At 39.4% G+C, this 18314-nt stretch carries 12 protein-coding genes; 7 read left to right on the top strand and 5 right to left on the bottom strand.

The window, feature by feature from the left end; genetic code table 11:
- Positions 1–79: 79 nt before the first annotated feature.
- Both cphA and LGQ90_RS00425 read left to right on the top strand, forming a co-directional pair.
- A complete protein-coding gene (gene cphA / locus LGQ90_RS00430) occupies positions 80–2734 on the top strand; it encodes a cyanophycin synthetase (protein ID WP_229336991.1) in 2655 nt (884 codons plus the stop codon).
- Positions 2735–2824: 90 nt separating this feature from the next.
- Positions 2825–3310: a ferritin-like domain-containing protein gene (locus tag LGQ90_RS00425; RefSeq protein ID WP_229336989.1), complete on the top strand. Its 486-nt coding sequence runs from the start codon at positions 2825–2827 to the stop codon at positions 3308–3310.
- 117 nt (positions 3311–3427) lie between these two features.
- Here LGQ90_RS00425 and trhA read toward each other — a convergent pair whose 3' ends face one another.
- The 4 genes from trhA to LGQ90_RS00405 all read right to left on the bottom strand — a co-directional run bounded on the left by trhA (position 3428) and on the right by LGQ90_RS00405 (position 6812).
- Positions 3428–4093 (bottom strand): PAQR family membrane homeostasis protein TrhA, encoded by a 666-nt coding sequence (gene trhA / locus LGQ90_RS00420; protein WP_229336987.1) that lies wholly within the window; start codon positions 4091–4093, stop codon positions 3428–3430.
- A gap of 78 nt (positions 4094–4171) precedes the next feature.
- The gene (locus LGQ90_RS00415; RefSeq protein ID WP_229336985.1) at positions 4172–5284 is read right to left on the bottom strand and encodes a sensor histidine kinase; all 1113 of its coding nucleotides are present in this window, start codon (positions 5282–5284) and stop codon (positions 4172–4174) included.
- A 1-nt stretch (position 5285) separates the two neighbouring features.
- Positions 5286–6050 carry a LytR/AlgR family response regulator transcription factor gene (locus LGQ90_RS00410; RefSeq protein ID WP_229336984.1) on the bottom strand — a complete coding sequence of 255 codons (765 nt, stop codon included), beginning with the start codon at positions 6048–6050 and terminating at the stop codon, positions 5286–5288.
- Positions 6051–6248: 198 nt separating this feature from the next.
- Entirely contained in the window at positions 6249–6812 is a 564-nt protein-coding gene (locus LGQ90_RS00405) for a hypothetical protein (protein WP_229336982.1), read from the bottom strand.
- A gap of 321 nt (positions 6813–7133) precedes the next feature.
- Between LGQ90_RS00405 and LGQ90_RS00400 the strand changes: the two genes are divergently transcribed.
- The gene (locus LGQ90_RS00400; protein ID WP_229336980.1) at positions 7134–8504 is read left to right on the top strand and encodes a short-chain fatty acid transporter; all 1371 of its coding nucleotides are present in this window, start codon (positions 7134–7136) and stop codon (positions 8502–8504) included.
- A gap of 447 nt (positions 8505–8951) precedes the next feature.
- Here LGQ90_RS00400 and serA read toward each other — a convergent pair whose 3' ends face one another.
- Positions 8952–10844, bottom strand: coding sequence for a phosphoglycerate dehydrogenase (serA, locus tag LGQ90_RS00395; protein ID WP_229336978.1), 1893 nt, complete (start codon positions 10842–10844; stop codon positions 8952–8954).
- Positions 10845–11354: 510 nt separating this feature from the next.
- Between serA and LGQ90_RS00390 the strand changes: the two genes are divergently transcribed.
- The 4 genes from LGQ90_RS00390 to LGQ90_RS00375 all read left to right on the top strand — a co-directional run bounded on the left by LGQ90_RS00390 (position 11355) and on the right by LGQ90_RS00375 (position 18210).
- Positions 11355–12707 (top strand): efflux transporter outer membrane subunit, encoded by a 1353-nt coding sequence (locus LGQ90_RS00390; protein ID WP_229336976.1) that lies wholly within the window; start codon positions 11355–11357, stop codon positions 12705–12707.
- Between the two features lies 1 nt (position 12708).
- Positions 12709–13911: an efflux RND transporter periplasmic adaptor subunit gene (locus LGQ90_RS00385; protein WP_229336974.1), complete on the top strand. Its 1203-nt coding sequence runs from the start codon at positions 12709–12711 to the stop codon at positions 13909–13911.
- 1 nt (position 13912) lies between these two features.
- Entirely contained in the window at positions 13913–17029 is a 3117-nt protein-coding gene (locus LGQ90_RS00380) for an efflux RND transporter permease subunit (RefSeq protein ID WP_229336972.1), read from the top strand.
- Positions 17030–17364: 335 nt separating this feature from the next.
- Entirely contained in the window at positions 17365–18210 is an 846-nt protein-coding gene (locus tag LGQ90_RS00375; RefSeq protein ID WP_229336970.1) for a universal stress protein, read from the top strand.
- The last annotated feature ends 104 nt before the right edge of the window (positions 18211–18314 follow it).

Here is an 18314-nt window from a genome sequence, read left to right as displayed (position 1 = left end):
TTTAGAATACTAAAATACAGTTGTTCAGCGAAATAGTCTAATTTTATTTAATTCATTAAAAATCAACAACCTAAGACGTATGAAAATTAAGGAAATTACCACAATGCGTGGCCCTAACTACTGGTCGGTTAGGCGTCATAAGCTGATCGTAATGGTACTTGATCTGGAGGAGATGGAGAATTACCCATCCAATGAGATAGTAGGTTTTAATCAGCGTTTAAAAAATTTACTGCCCGGGCTTGCTGAACATTATTGTTCTGAGGGGAAGCCTGGAGGTTTTTATGCCCGCCTCGAGCGGGGCACCTGGATGGGACATGTAATTGAACATATTGCCCTCGAAATACAGAATCTGGCCGGAATGGGCACTTCATTTGGAAGAACCCGTGGTTATGGTGAGAAAGGAGTTTATCATGTGGTATTTTCTTATGAAGAAGAAAATGCCGGCAGATATGCTGCCCGGGCTTCAGTAAAGATCTGTAAAGCTTTAATCGCCGGAAATAATTATGATCTGGAAAAGGATATCCAGGAACTAAGGGAGTTAAAAGAAGATGGCAGATTAGGACCCAGCACCGAATCTATTATTAAAGAAGCTGAAAAACGCGGTATTCCCTGGATGCGTTTAGATGAAGGATCTCTTTGCCAATTGGGTTATGGAGCTAATCAACAAAGAATTCAGGCTACCATAACCAGCAAAACCAGCAATATAGGAGTAGACATTGCGTGTGATAAAGAGGAAACAAAAAAATTATTAAAACAGGCAGCGATCAATGTACCCAGAGGAGAGATTATTCGTGATATATCAGAATTACAGGAAACCTGTGAGCATATAGGATTCCCCATAGTAATTAAACCCATTAATGGGAACCATGGCCGCGGAATAACTTCCAATATTTTAAATCTGGAACAGGCAACAGAAGCATTTTTTAAGGCAAAGGAAATTTCAGATCTCATAATTATTGAGAAACATATCCATGGCTCAGACTACAGAATCCTATTAATTAATTTCAAATTTGTTGCCGCAGCCAAACGATCCCCTGCACAAGTAATGGGAGATGGAACTTCAAGTATTTCAGAATTGATAGAAGAGGTTAACAAAGATCCCCGGCGAGGTTACAGGCATGAAAATGTACTTACTAGGATAGAGTTAAATGATCATAGTTTGCAGCTTCTTGCAAAACAGTGCTATGATCTGGAATCTATCCCGCCCAAAGATGAAGCCGTGATTCTTAAAGACACCGCAAATCTTAGCACGGGAGGTACCGCTGAAGATGTCACAGAAATTGTTCACCCTTCTAATATTTTCATGGTGGAAAGAATTGCCAGGATTATAGATCTGGATATTTGTGGGATCGATATTATAACCGATAATATTAGCAAACCCATAGACGAGACCGGTGGTGCAGTAATTGAAGTGAATGCCGGTCCCGGTTTTCGTATGCATCTGGCTCCTACTAAAGGATTAGGCAGGAATGTGGCAGCTCATGTAATTGACGAATTATTCCCAGAGAAAGATACCGGCACGATCCCTATTGTGGCAGTTACCGGTACTAATGGTAAAACCACCACTACCCGCCTAATTGCACATATCGCTAAATTAAGTGGAAAAATGGTAGGTTATACCACTTCAGATGGTGTATACATCCAGAATCAAATGGTAATGACAGGTGATTGTACAGGACCGGTTAGTACAGAACTTGTTCTGCGTGATCCCACTATAAATTTTGCGGTTCTTGAATGTGCCCGTGGAGGATTGCTTAGGTCGGGTCTGGCCTTTGATAATTCAGATATTGGGATTGTCACCAATGTTGAGGGCGATCACCTCGGACTGGCGGGCATACATACTCAAAATCAATTAGCGCAGGTAAAATCTGTAATCCCGGAAACGGTTAAAAGAAGTGGTTATGCCATTTTAAATGCCGACGATGACCTCGTTTATAATATGCGACATAACCTGAATTGCAATATTGCCTTATTTTCTATGTATGAGGATAATCCAAGAATAAAGAAATTTCAGGAAGAGGGTGGTGTTACCGCAATTTTAGAACAGTCTTATGTTATTCTCACCAGTGGCGTGTGGAAAATGCGCGTGATGAAGGTTGTAGATATTCCATTAAGCTTTGGAGGGAAAGCCAGGTTCATGATTATGAATATACTCCCCGCCGTTCTTAGTTCATATTTAAGCGGATTCAGTATTGAAGATATGAGAACGGCCTTACAAAGTTTTATCCCCTCAGATGCCCAAACGCCAGGCAGGTTGAATATGTTCAAATTTAAAAATTTCAGTTTTATACTAGATTATGCGCACAACCCAACCGGAATGCGTGCTTTACAAACTTTTACCGACTCACTGGATTATTCACATAAGGTTGGGATCATAGCCGGTATTGGAGACCGCCTGGAAAGAGATACTGAAGAAATAGGAAAAATTGCAGCTGAAATGTTTGACGAGATCATCATTAGAGATGATGTAGATCTTAGAGGAAAATCTGCTGAACAGCTTATCTGCCTCTTGAGAAAGGGAATAAACCAGGTAGCACAAGAAATTCCGGTTAAAATTGCCGGCTCTGAAGCAGAATCTATAAAATATGCCATTGAGAACGCCAGGAAAGATTCGCTGATTGTATTATGCAGTGATACGGTACCCGCTTCCCTCAAACTCTTACATGACCTAAAAGAAAAAGAGGAAAAAAATGACCTGGCATTTCAAAAATCTTACTGGCTCAATATGGTCTAAAGCTTTATGCATTCAATTTTAACCCTATTTTATAATTAAGCTAGGACTCTTTATGATTGAAATTCAGTATTTTAGGATAAACCAAAAAATATGAAGAATCTAACAGAATTACTCGAACATGAGGTAAAAGACCTTTATTCAGCAGAAAAACAGTTAATGAACGCTATACCTGAAATGATAAAAGCGGCTAGTAATGAAAAGCTGAAAAAGGGATTTACCAAGCATTTAAAAGAAACCGAAAGACATTTAGAAAGGATACAGGAAATTTGTAAAGAAATGGATATCAATCCCGGTAGTACAAAATGTAATGCCATGGCTGGACTCATTCAGGAATGCCAGGGATTAATGAGCGAGAAAAGCAGTGATGAAGTCATGGATGCGGGACTTATTGCCTGTGCCCGAAGAGTTGAGCACTATGAAATTGCAGGTTATGACACGGCTTACCGTTATGCAAAAACGCTGAAATTGAAAACTGTTCGCAAGCATCTCAAAAAAACACTGAAAGAAGAAGAGAAAACAGAAAAAAAATTGAAAAAGCTGGCAAAGAAAAAGATCATTAAAAAAGCAAAGGCCTAACTATATTTCACAAATAATTTAAAAATAATCCTCATTTAATTATGGGGATTTTTTAAGCTATATAATAGATAGCAGAAAATTATTCCGATGCCTTGTAAATAGCTTACAGCTGCCAAGCTACTGCGTCGTAGCCGAAGGCAGAATATAAAAATAGATGCTCACAAAATGCGCGAAAGTACCCAAAAGGACAAAAATGTGAAAAATAGCATGATTAAAGGGAATCCTTTTCTGCATAAATAGTATAGCTCCAATGGTATAGGAGATACCTCCTGCAAACAACCACCATAAACCGGGAGTAGATAAATTATTGATCAGAGGATTAATAGCAAAGATAATGAGCCAGCCCATGGCTACATACATTATAGTAGACAGTAACTGATACCTGCCGGCATAAAAAAGTTTTAAAATCACCCCCACCAGGGCCATACCCCAAACCACCCATAAGAGAGTCCAACCTGTAATTCCGTTTAGAGTTACCAGTGCAAAAGGAGTATAAGTTCCGGCAATTAGAATGTAAATAGCTGCATGATCAAGGATATTCAGTCTAATTCGCAAACGATGGGTTTTGGCACTATGGTAAAAAGTGGAGGCAGCATACACCAGCACCATGCTGGCTCCAAAAATTATAAAACTTACCAGATGCTTACTTTCGCCAAGTTTATGAGCTTTTAAAATAAGCATTACGAGAGCAACAACACTTAGAACAAATCCTATCCCATGAGAAATTATATTTAATCTTTCTTCTGCAGGAGGATAATATTTTGGTTTCTTAAACTTTCTCATTTTTTCAATTAAAAAGCTATCTTTAATTTAATTGAAAAATTGATAAGATGCAATAGAAATGTTAGTATAAAAGACTGTCTATTCCGGGATCTTGATAATTGTTTCCACTCCATTATTATTCTCCCTGTTTCTGATCTCGAAAAAATATTTGTCTTTGTACAAATTACTTAAGCGGTCGTGGATATTTTTCAGGCCTACTCCTTTTTTCATCAGTTGGGCGTGGGTTTCAGTAATCTGAGCACCGTCATTTTCAACCTTTATAACCAACATTCTGTTTTCCTGGTACACAGAAACATCAATTTTAAGATCTGTATGATCGTAGGAATATCCATGTTTGATAGAATTTTCAATTACCGGTTGAAGGAGCATGGCAGGCACTTTTTTCAACAATAAGGACTCATCGATATTTTTGGTAATGGTAAGATGATCTGAAAACCGAACGTTCACAATATTTAGATAATATTCAAGAATTCTCAATTCTTCATCCAGGGTGATCCTATTCCGGTCACTGTTATAAAGAATTTCGCGTAAAAAATCACTCAAATCAGCAATGGTATCCTTTGCTTTTTTGGTATCCATATCGGTTAGGACTGCAATAGAATTAAGCGTATTAAACAAAAAATGTGGTTGTAACTGGGAAGAAAGCATTTTCATTCGTGTATTCACCAATTGGGATTCGAGTTTGGAATGCCGTTTTTCTGCCTGTTTTACCTGTCGTAAATAATAGTAGGTGTAAATAATAAAGATCATCGCGAAATAGATCAAAAAGTTAAGATCTATCACATAGATAAAAGCATTGATACTTTTTCTAAGATTAAAATCAGCAATGTCTATTCGCCCGGCAATGATAGAATAAAAGTCGAAAATAAATCTAATTATAAGCCCAATGAGAATTGAAAACAGCGTGTGGATGGAGATGATCTTGACCCAGGAATAATTTTTATTCAGGAATCGTTTCGTGCTAATGGCAATTAGTGTCATATAGCTTACCACAATAATATAATCAAAAAGAAGGTTTTGCACCAGAAACTCTGACCAAAGAAATTTTTCCCCTCCTTCTTCCGCGCGCATATAAGTACGCATATAAGCGACCTTCACGATTAATACGAGGTCAAATAACAAATAAAATCCGGCCAGTAATAACACCAGTTGAGGGTCTATGTATTTCTTTTTAAGTGTGGAGAGGCTCATCTTAAATTCCTATTTTTTCCAGAAACTCCTTTTTGTGCGATTTACTGACGTGTAATAGTTTCCCGTCAGTCATTTTAGCGTCGATCTCAGAATAATCTGAATGTATGATTTCATTTACATAATTAAGGTTTGCTATGGTTGATCTATGAATTCTAATAAAAATGTTACTATCCAGGATTTCTCCGAGGTTGTTCAAAGATTCCCGAAGCACGTACTTTCTAGACTCCACAAAGATCTCAGCATAATACCCTGAAGCCTGTATATATAAAATATCCTTTGGATCTACCAGAGCCGTTTTATTTCCCTGCTTTACTGGGATCTTGGATACCGAATTAAGTCGTAGCCCTCCCTTTGAATATTCATGAAAGAATTCTACCAGACGTTTTTCAAAATTATCGTTCGCTTCTGTTTTTGTAGTTTCCAGCACTTTATTGATGGTTTTAAAGAATCGCTGATCTTTAAATGGTTTTAGAAGAAAATCAACTGCTTCTACATCAAAAGCCTTCAAGGCATAATTATCATAGGCGGTTACAAAAATAACGATGGGTTTGGGAGAAATTTCGATCTTCTTCAGTACTTCAAATCCATTCATATCTTTCATATTGATATCAAGGAAAATAAGATCTGGCTTATCTGCATTTATTCTTTCAATAGCCGTACGTCCATTGGAACATTCTCCAATAACTTCAATAGCTTCTACCTCTTCCAGTAAATTTAGAACCCGCCTTCGGGCCAGTTCTTCGTCATCAATTACAAGTGCTTTCATGCTTTACACATAAGTTTGTACACACAATTTAAAACTATTTGAACATTTTTGTTGAAAATCTTTCAATTTACTAACCTATAAATCAGAATTATGTAATTTTTTCTCATAAATAATCCATTATATTCCCAATAAAGGGCTATCAAAATGAGATTTTGATAGCCCTATTAAAACTCAAACAACTAAATTTAAAAATCAAACCTATTGATTAACTGCTACTGAAGTTCCAGATACTGATCTGGAATCAAGTTTTACATTGCGCTTCTGATTCCCATTTTCAAGTTTTACTTTATATATTTCCTTCTCAAGAAGATCTCCGTTACCTGAAGCGATGTATTTGTTCGATGTCATTGTCCAGCCTTTATTAGCCATATAAACTTCTCTTCTTACATCCAGTGGTAAGGCTATGTCCTGGAATTTCTGAAATGTCTTAACCAGTTCACCTTCTTTATTAAAGTCGGCAGATAAATGTCCCTTACTACTTCTAAATGTTACGACGTAAGAGCTATACTTATCTTCTTCAAATTCTGAGATGAAGTTTTGGATGTCAAAGTTCGCTTTCATAAATGCTATTGCATCTTTAGTGAACTCTCCTTCATATTCCTCTTCAACTTTGTAAGAGAAACTATCTCCACTTTGGGTAATTTTAGCATCAAGTGGCGCAAATCCTACTTTGGCTTCTTCCAGTTGAGTAATTTTTTGTTCCTGAGCCTGACCTACAAGGCCCACCGCAACTAGCAATAAAGAAAAAAATAATGTTTTCATGATGAATGTTTTTTAATTAATAATGATTTTTAACTGTCAATTAATTGATTAATGAATAGCACTAATTTACAGGAGATTATGCTTCATTATGACAGAATGATCCAGACAGCCTAACTATGGTATCCAGATATACATTATTGGAACTGAATCCCGAATTTATCTACAACCATCCCATTATTAGTGAATTTAGGCATTCACCGGCTTTGTATAGTAATTCGCCGCATCCTCCTGGGAGTTTAAAGCAAATTTTCCCGATGAGGCATATCTATAAATCTTAATAAACTATTTTTTATCTTACCCTGGAATTTCCTAAAAACTACTATGAATACGACGAGATATATAGAACTGGTTTTTAAAAAACTGATTCCTGCTCCGTTTACACTTGCCGTTCTATTAAGTTTGTTTACCATCTTGATTGCACTTATTTTCACCGGGGAAACGACGCCTGCCTATTTGGGAGATATCCTTTTTTACTGGCAGGATGGAATGTGGGATCCTAGCCTGCTTGTTTTTGCCGTACAAATGATGCTTATCCTGGTGCTGGGACATGTCCTAGTACTTACTAAACCTGTCTCCTGGATCACAGAAAAGCTCACCCGGCTCGTATATGATAATGCCAGTGCTGTAATAATGGTTTCGGTTTCTACTATGCTGGTCGCGTTCTTTAACTGGGGTCTGGGACTTATTTTTGGTGCAATTATGGCGAGAAAGGTGGGTGAGGCTGCCCGGGATCGCAATTTTAAAATCAATTATCCGCTGATTGGAGCTGCGGGCTATGTGGGGTTAATGGTATGGCACGGTGGAATTAGTGGAAGTGCTCCCTTAAAGGCTGCGGAAAGCGGGCATATTGCAGGACTATTCCCCGGTGATGAAAATGAAAATATCCTAAATATATTACCGGATAATATCCCCACAGAAACTACCATTTTCGCCAATTGGAACCTGCTCCTTTTTGGAATTCTACTTATCCTGGTACCCCTGGTGTTGTGGATCATAAGTAAGAAAACTGAAGTTTCCAAAGTTGAATTTCCTGCTGAAAAGCAAACTCAAAAAAATATCCTGATTGAAGGGGCTGAAAAACTTGACCATTCCAAATACCTCAGCCTGATATTTGGACTACTGCTATTAGCGGCATTTTTTGTTAGTTATGACTCCAGTCTTCTCTCGGTTAATCTTACCCCGAACATGCTGAATTTCTTTATGCTCGCGCTTTGTATTTTGCTGCATGGTTCTTTCGTTTCTTTTTTAAATGCCCTTGATGAAGCTATTGGCGGAGCCGCCGCTATATTGATCCAATTTCCTCTTTATTTCGGCATTATGGGTATAATGCGAGAAACAGGGATTGTGGGCGACATTGCCGGTTTTTTCTCCAGTATTGCTACGGAGGTCAGCTTACCGGTCTATACCTTTTTTAGTGCCGGGCTGGTAAATATTTTCGTCCCTAGCGGAGGAGGTCAATGGGCTATCCAGGGTCCTATAGTTCTGGAAAGTGCCGTAAAACTTGGCGTTCCGCTAAATAAGGCCATCATGGCCTTCGCCTACGGAGACCAGATCACAAATATGCTCCAGCCCTTTTGGGCGTTACCACTTCTGGCCATTACACGATTAAAGGCACGAGAAATTCTTCCCTATACATTGATTTTAATGCTTGTGGGTATGTGTGTTTATATTGCTGGTTTACTATTAATCTAGAGGAGTAATTTTTAAAAACGGATAAAAAAAAAGGCTAACTAGAATATTTAAACCATTTTCCAGTTAGCCTTCGCAATTATTGTTTGACCAATAATTACATTATAAATATACTTATATATCTTCTTTCCATAAGTTAACCGAAAGCTAAAATTAGCTAATAAAATATTAAAGTTCATCAAATCAAAAAAGGGTCGTGACTATCATTTCAGAATTGACCCTTTCCTCCTTCTCTTATATTTATTTCAAAAGTATAAACTGTATGCTCTTTTTACATTACCCATGGTTAAATAAACTAATATCAAAATGTTATGAACTTTAAATTAAGGAATTAATGATGCTGAATGAATCATTCGGTAAACAATTCAACGTGATTTCAATTAAAAAGCCACACTAATTTTAGTGCGGCTTTTCCTATTTTTATGCTTAATCTACCTGGATTAAAAAATACTAGTAAAGCACCCTGAATCTTATAGTCCCCTGTATTCCTTTTAATTCCTTTATAACTTCTGCATTATACTCCTTATCTATATCTGTGATCACATACCCAATAGTTTCATTGGTCTTAAGATATTGTCCCACAATATTGATATCATGTGTCGCCAGGATCTTATTGATATGTGCTATTATCCCCGGTTTATTATGGTGAATATGTATAAGCCTGTGGGCATTTTCCAGAATTGGTAATTGCAGGTTCGGGAAATTTACCGAATTGGTAGTTCCACCGGTATTGATATAATTTATAATTTTCCCGGGAACAAAATTTCCTATATTTTCCTGGGCTTCCTGTGTACTTCCACCAATATGCGGTGTGAGTATCAAATTTGGTAAGCCTCTTAGTGTCGATTCAAATTCGTCCTGATTGGTCTTTGGTTCTTTCGGAAATACATCTACTCCTGCCCCGATAATCCTTCCAGACTCCATATGTTTTCTAAGAGCGTCCACATCTACTACCTGGCCTCTGGCAAGATTTAGAAAAATTGAACCTTCCTTCATCCAGCTGAATTCCCTGTCACCAATCATGTTCTTATTCTCGTTTCTGCCATCTACATGCAGGCTCACGATATCAACCTTTTCAAATAACTCCTGAAGGCTATTACATTTGGTCGCATTTCCAAGGGCTAATTTTTCAACCAGGTCATAATAATAGACATCAAACCCAATAGCTTCAGCAACCACAGAGAGTTGAGCACCAATATTTCCATAACCTACGATCCCGAGTTTTTTACCTCTTATTTCATAGCTTCCCTTAGCAGATTTATTCCATTCACCATTATGCATCTCAGCAATACGGTCGGGAAGATTTCTCATTAAAAGGATGATCTCTCCAATTGCGAGTTCCACCACAGACCTGGTATTGCTGAAAGGAGCATTAAAAACGGCTACCCCTTTCTTAAGACATGCCTCAAGATCTATCTGATTGGTTCCTATACAAAATGCGCCTACGGCAATAAGTCTATTGGCATTCTCCAATACCTTTTCCGTAAGATTAGTTTTGGATCGAATCCCCAGTACAGAAACATCCTTGATCTTTTCCGCCAGTTCCTCCTCATCCAGAGCCCCGGAAATGGTAGTCACATTATAACCCTCATTTTTCATGATGGCCACGGCATCTGCATGCACATTCTCCAGGAGTAAGACTTTAATTCTGTTCTTAGGATAAGATATTGCTTTGTTCATTTTATGAAGGTATAGGAATTCGTCAAGACTTGGCGTGATATGGTCTGCTTTATCAAGAACATTATCGCGCTCAATATTTTCAGTAAAGGCGTAGAATTTATTTGCAAGCCCGGCGGCTTTAATTTCATAATCGTTATATCCGTCGCCGATGACATACACATCACCTTTGAGATCCATCTTTTTTAAAAGCTCCACTTTGCCGTTATTGGAAGAAAGTACATTGTCCTGATCAAACCCGGTAATGTTTCCATCAGCATCAAAATCAAAGCTGTTGGCATACACGTTTTCTTCCTTCACTCCCAGCTCCTTTACAATTGGCACAATAAACTCTCTAAACCCATTAGAAATAATATAGATATTATTCTTATGTTCTTTAAAGAAGCCTTCATTTCTCACAAAGGAAACCGATACCTTTTGCTGAAGTCTTTCCACCAGTTCCGGAATGGCACTTTTATTTGCTTCCAGAATATTCAGCCTTCTTTCCAGGGACTCCCTAAAGGCAAGTTTACCTTCCATGGCCAGATCTGTAAGATCCTTTAATTCCTGAAGTTTTTCTTTTTTCCTGGGATGCTTCTCCAGAGAGATCTCACCAAGTACATCCAGTGCTTCCACCTGGGTAAATGTACTGTCGAAATCAATCACAAAATGCTTTTTATTCTCCATATCAATTCTGAAAATTCTAAAAATAAAAGAGTAAAACTAAAGCTTTTTGAATCATTAAAAAACACCGATTTAAAGCCGTACCGGAAGAATTATGCTATCTGCAATAAAAACTCTTAAAACTTTTAATTCTAAAATTTTCTTACCTGAAACTGGCAATTTTTGAATGAAAGTTCAGAAAATATATAGAAATTAACTTTTTGAAGATCCTCCAATATGTTCTTCTGAAATTTCCGCTCAAAAATTTGATCCTCCCCTAAACCACGGTTAATTAAATAATAAATCAAATTCATCTTTAACCTGCCAGTAAAAGTCTTGCAAAAAATTCTGTAACTTAGGGGAAATCTGATATTTCCGGATATGTGTATCAATATAAAATGGATCCTGAATTTTCAGTAAAAAACATTCCTCCATAAAAATTTTGCTGCCATAAAATCTCTAACAGACCAAATAGGAACTTTTTCAGGAAAATCAGCTTTCAAAAGGCTGTCAGTTTTCCTTTTAATTTTTCTTATGGCTTGTGCTCCCAAAGTACACGAAGTTGAACTTCCGGTAGAAGCAGAACCAGATAATTTCAGCAATAACGGGCAACAGATGATTCCTGAAAAATGGTGGCGCGCTTTTAATGATCCAGTACTTAACCAACTAGTAGATACCGCTCTTACCGCGAATCTTGAACTGGCAGGGTCGTGGGAACAATTTCAGGCTTCCATAGCCACGGTTAAAAGTCAGCGGTCCTTTTTATTTCCAGATATTCAGGCAGAAGCACGAACTGGAATTAGCCGACCTCAACCCGACTTTGCTGGCGGGGAGAATTCCCAGGTGGGTCTTTCCGCATCCTATGAGATAGATCTTTGGGGGAGAATTCGTACCGGGATCGAAGCAGAAGAATTCAGAGCACAGGCAACTTATTTTGATTATCAGGCTGCTGCTATGACCATTTCTGCGGAAACTGCCCTTAGTCTGTATCAACTGGTTTCTGCAAGAAAAGAGCTTCAGCTTATCGAAGAACAGGTGCAAACCAATGAAAATATCCTTAAACTTCTTAGAACACGCTACACCAGCGGACAAATTAGAGCGGTAGATATACTTAGACAGGAACAGCTGGTAGAAAGTACCAGAAATCAAAAAATCATATTTGAGACCAATGTAGAACTCGTGCAAAATCAATTAGCGGTCTTGCTCGGTTTTCCACCCCAAAATGATTTGGAGATCCCGGATGCCGATTTCCCTAAGTTACCAGATTTGCCTGAAACCGGGCTACCACTGGAACTCACTCGAAGACGTCCCGATATTAAACAAGCCTATAGCCTGGTGCTGGCTGCAGATAGGGATATGGCCCAGGCAATTCGGAATAAATATCCCCGGATCTCCCTGAATTTAGTCGCCCAGGCGAGGTCTAACGATTTCAATTCATTGTTTCAGGATTGGGCTTATACCCTGGCCGGGAACATCGTTGGCCCTATTATTTACGGCGGAAGACTTAATGCTGAAGTTGACAGAACTAAAGCCTTAAAGAACCAGAGATTATATGAATACGGGCAAACTGTGCTTACCGCATTCAGGGAAGTTGAAGATGCCCTTATACGGGAATTAAAACAGAAAGAAAGGATCATCAGCCTCAAAAAGCAACTGGAGCTTGCTGCTAAAACTAATAAACAGCTAAAATTGTCATTTCTTAACGGACTTACAGATTACCTTGATGTGTTGCTGTCTATAGACCAGGAACAACAATTACAAAGAGACATGATAAATGCCAGGCAGCAATTACTGGAAATACGCATCTCTCTTTATCGTGCTCTTGCCGGAAGTTTTGAAACCGAAAGAGCTGTAGAGCTAAGCGACCTGAACTATTTGGAAGAATAATATGAAAAAGAAGAAAATACTTATTATTTGTGGAGGAATATTACTGGTGGCAGCAGTAATCACCATACTTATTTTCCTGACCGAACCTACGGCCAGCAGCGAAGGAGCTACGAAGCAAATGGCCATGCTGGTTGAAGTGGAAACTGCAGAAAAAGGAGATTTTAACCCGGTGATCGTCGCCACGGGCACGGTTGAACCCGTAGAAGATGTGATGCTGAGCCCTTTGGTGGGTGGGCAGATCATAAAAAGAGATCCTTCTTTTACCCCGGGTGGTTTTGTAAAAAAAGGAGACATCCTGTTGCAAATAGATCCTTCAGATTTCAGAAATACGGTACAGCTTAGAAGAAGTGAGCTGGAACAGGCGAGAACCGATCTGGATGTGGAACGGGGAAGACAGGAAGTGGCAGAAGAAGACCTGGAATTACTTGGTATAGATTCACTTTCTCCTCAGCAAAAATCCCTGGTCCTGAGAAAACCTCAGCTTAATTCGGTTCAGGCCAACCTGAAATCTGCTGAAGCCGCTGTAGACCAGGCTCAGTTAAATTTAAACCGGGCGACTATAAAAGCTCCTTTCGATGCTCATATTTTAAGTCAGAATGTAACTGAAGGATCCCAGGTAGCCCCGGGAGATAATTTAGGTCGTCTCGTGGGTACCAAATTCTACTGGGTTACCCTTACCCTACCCGTAAATAAACTAAAGTGGTTATACTTTCCGGGGAATGATTCAGAAATGGGATCGCCGGTAAAGATCATGAATTCCACTGCCTGGGGAAAAGATGCTTATCGGGAAGGATATTTATACAAGCAAATTGGCGCTCTGGACGGGCAGACGCGTCTTGCCAGAATTTTAGTAAGAGTACCCGATCCACTGGCGCAAAATATCAATGAGGATAAACCTGAACTTATGATCGGCTCATTTGTAGAAGCTCATGTACAGGCCAAAGGGATCGCCAATGTAGTTAGGCTTAACCGTGATCATATTAGAAGCAATCAAACCGTTTGGGTGATGGATAATGGCGCGCTCTCCATTCGCAATGCCGAAATTCTGCTTACCGACTCTAAATATGCCTATATCACTAAAGGGGTGGAAGAAGGCGATAAAGTGGTCACTACCAACCTGAGCACAGTTTCCAATGGGATTAAGTTGAGAACGGGAGCAGATACTACCAATACCGCACAGGATAATATGCAAATGCAGGACTAGAATGGAAAACAATCAGGAAGATAATGTGCGTAAAGAAGGTATCATAGGATATATGGCCAGGAATTCTATTGCGGCAAATCTCCTGATGTTGCTTTTAATTGGTGGGGGTATCTGGACCATGTTCAATATTCAAAAAGAAGTTTTCCCCGAATTCCAGTTAGACTATGTAGAAGTAAATGTAACCTATCCGGGGGCCGCTCCTGCCGAGGTGGAGCAGGGAATTCTTTTACCGGTGGAAGAAGCCGTGAGAGGCATCCAGGGGATCAAGGAGATCGTTTCCACGGCTAATGAAGGTTCGGGAAATGTGACCATAGAACTAATTACAGGGGTCAATAGAATGCAGACCTATCAGGAAATTGATCAGGCAGTGAACAGGATCAGGACTTTTCCCGATGATATTGAAGAGCCCCAGGTAAATCTTCAGGTAAGGCAAAGAGATGTTCTGGAAATAAGCCTTTATGGAGATTCTGATATCTGGACCTTGAGAAAACTTGCTGAACGGCTGCGAAACAGATTGCTTAGTAATGAACAGATCACCCAGGTTGAACTGGGAAATGTCCCCGACTATGTTACCCACATAGAAATTTCCAGAAATAATTTAAGGAAATATGGCCTTACTTTAGGGCAGGTAGCCGATATTATCGCGCAATCCAGCCAGGATGTACCCGCAGGAGCGGTAGAAACCGAATCTGGAGAAATACTACTGCGTATGCAGGAACGCAAGCAATGGGCTGAGGAATTTGGAAATATCACCATCCTTTCTTCTCCTTCTGGAGCAAAAGTTAGCCTGGCAGATATCGCCACCGTAACCGATGGTTTTGAAGAATCTGGTTTTCATGGAAAGTTCAATCAGCAACCCGCGGTAGACCTTAGTATTTTTCGGGTAGGAGAACAGTCACCACTGGAAATTTCAGAAAAGGTAGATGAGATCATGGCAGATTTTCAGCTACCGCCAGGGATCCAATATCGAATTAACAGCAATACTGCTGAAGATTACCGGGAACGTCTTTCCTTACTTACTGAAAATGGGATCCTTGCTATCATAATAGTACTGGTAATCCTTACCCTTTTCCTGGAATACCGGCTCGCTTTCTGGGTTATGATGGGAATGGCCATCTCTTTTATTGGCGGTATGATCCTGCTTCCCGTTTTAGGAGTAAGTTTAAATATGATCTCCATGTTCGGATTCCTTATTGTACTGGGAATTGTGGTAGATGATGCTATTGTAGTGGGAGAAAATGTATATGAATACCGGCAGCAGGGCTATAGTTATATAGATGCCGCGATTAAAGGAACTAAAGATGTTTCAAAACCGGTCACTTTCAGTATCATAACTACCATAATTACTTTTATTCCACTACTATTTATGCCCGGAGAAACCGGTAAATTCTGGTGGCCGCTGCCCATGGTGGTGATCCTGATTTTAGCAGTTTCACTCCTGGAAGCCCTTTTTATTCTACCCTCACATCTGGGGCATCTATCCAGGAAAAAGAGAAAAGGCTGGGTATTAAAACTCGAGACCTGGCAGGAATCTTTTGCTAAAGGTTTCAACAGATTGATCGATAAGTACTACCGTCCCATCCTTGATAAATGTCTTGAATACAGGTATATTACACTTAGTGCTGCAGTCGCATTATTATTAGTGGTGGGCGGTTATGGTTATAGCGATCACATGGGGATGATCATGATGCCAGAAGTTGCGGCCGATGAGATTGAAGCCGGTGTAAGATTACCGGTGGGCACCACTCCCCTGCAGGCTTCTAAAGTTGCTGAAGAGATCACCGAATCTACCCGCCAAATGTTTGAAAAATATGAACTTTATAAGGTGGCGGAAGGTATTAAAACCAATGTACGGGGTCAGAATTTTATTGATGTGGAGATCGTCATGAAACCGCCAGATCAACGCGAAATGTCTGCACGTGAACTTATCGCCTTGTGGCGTGATAATATTGGAGAAATTGAAGGGGTAGATCAAATCACTTTTGAAGCTGAACGTGGCCCCGGAGGCTATCAGCAGGCGATAAGTGTGGATATTAGCCATCCAGATATTGATGTGCTGGGCCGGGCGAGCGAAGCTTTTATGCAAAGAGTGGAAGCTTTTGACAATACCCGGGATGTCAATGATAATTACAATAAAGGGAAAATTCAGTACGATTTTAAGTTACTGCCGGAAGGTAGAAACCTGGGGCTTACCTCGAACGAAGTGGGGCGACAGGTGAGAGATGCTTTTTACGGTGCGCTGGCTATGAGACAACTGAGAGGAATTAATGAGATTGAAGTCCTGGTAAAATTACCTTTAGAAGAACGCCGTGATATTCAGAATCTTGAAAATTTTCTGATAAGAACCCGGGATAGTGTGGAAGTACCTCTGCTGGATGTAGTAAGTGTGGAGCAGAAAGAAGCCTTTACCAGCATAAACCGCAGGGATGGCAGCAGGGTGGTAAGCGTGGGTATGGATGTAGAACCTGCCAATACGGTCTCCCAGGTGCTGGCTTCTATAGAACAGGAAGTCCTGCCCCAGCTAAGAGCCGACTTTCCCGGAATCACCTGGAGTTTTGAAGGCAGCCAGGCAGATATGCGCGAATCTACAGCGACCCTATGGAGTGGTTTCGGCATGGCCATGCTTCTTATTTATACACTTCTTGCCATGGCTTTCAGCAGTTATACCCAGCCACTTATAGTGATGATCGCGATCCCTTTTGGAACAGTTGGCGCTGTAATTGGCCATATTTTACTGGGATATGATCTTTCCCTGGTAAGTTTAATGGGCGTGATCGCACTCTCCGGGGTGGTGGTGAACGATTCGCTTATTATGATAGATTATGCCAACAAAAAGCGCAAGAATATGAGCATATATGAAGCAATTCATGAGGCGGGGATCAGGCGTTTCAGACCTATTATGCTTACTACCTTTACCACTTTTGGCGGGCTTACTCCTATAATTCTGGAAACTTCAAGCCAGGCCTATTACCTGATCCCCATGGCTATTTCCCTTGGTTTTGGGATCGTTTTCGCCACTTCGATCATCCTGGTAATTGTTCCATGTCTTTATTTGATCGCGGAAGATATAGGGCTTTATTTCAAAAAAGGGAAACTGGTAGAAAAAAAGCAGGTATAAAAAAAGCCCCGTCATTTGCGGGACTTTTGTTGGGCTAATTCAATGATTAAAAATTAATAATTGAACAAATAGTTTTCTTAAATGTTATTTTCTCATGCATACCTCCTTTGTTTTCCTTTGTAATATTTACGTCAATTTATATTCCAGAATTTGCAGAAAAAGAGCTCTATACATTAAAGTATTAACCTAAATACATTATTTTCAGTTAACTAATGAGTTTTCAGTAATAATCCCACACTAAAGCTTTTGATCTCTTATTCTCAAAATATTGTTTTAACTCAAATGCTTTTATCACAACTTCTCTTTAGTATATTTATAAAATCAATTGAATATCTATGGAAAAGAAGATCCTGATCCCTACAAATTTCTCTAAACATTCCTGGAATGCCCTCATTTTTGCGATGGGTCTTTATAAAAAATATTCCTGCACCTTCTATGTGATCAACGTTTATCATTCACAGGGTTTTTTAAGTGAAATGCCCCTGGGTAAAAATCATGATGAGCAGCATAACGCCAAGGAAATTTCAGAAAAAGGCCTGGCCAGGATCATGCAGGGACTTAGTTTTAGAAAAGAGAATCCTAATCATAAATTTGAAACCATCTCTCTTCAGGGAAACCTGGTAGATAATATCCAGGAGAGTGCCGATAAATTTGGGGTTGATCTTATAATTTTAGGTTCCCGGGGTGACTCGGTTCATATTAATACTTCCGAAGATATTTTAAAGATCACTGAAGATGTGGAGCAATGCCCGGTTCTGGTGATTCCAGAAACTATTGAATGGAAAGCGCAGGATAATGCCGAGATCGTATTTCCAACCAATCTTAGAATTCCCTTTAAGCAAAAGGAATTACTGGCGCTTATAGATCTTGCTAAAAGCCTGGGAGCCTCTGTACGCGTGTTATACATTAATACGGAAGATAAAAAACTGAGTCCAGAGCAGGTAAAAAATAAGGAAGAACTGGAACAACATTTAACCGGTGTACCTCAGAGCTTCCATATTTTAACCCAGACCACCCCCGCAACTGGTGTGCATCTTTTTATTGAAAGCAGGGATAGTAATTTCCTAACCTTATATCAAAGAAAACAGGGTTTCTTTTCCAGGTTATTTTCCAAATCGGTAGTTAGCGAGATCGCTTTTGATCCTAAATTACCGGTATTGATTTTAAAGGAAGTAAAATAAGTTCATTACCTCTTCAGCAAATCTCCAATTATTCAAATTAAATGGTCTGGTAACTTATTCTTATCTAAACTTTAGTTTTGTTATAACACATATGCTCTCAACAA

The sequence above is a fragment of the Christiangramia sediminis genome, from assembly GCF_020552705.1.
In the GTDB taxonomy this organism is placed as follows: Bacteria; Bacteroidota; Bacteroidia; order Flavobacteriales; family Flavobacteriaceae; genus Christiangramia; species Christiangramia sediminis.
This window is presented reverse-complemented; position numbering and strand designations above follow the sequence as displayed.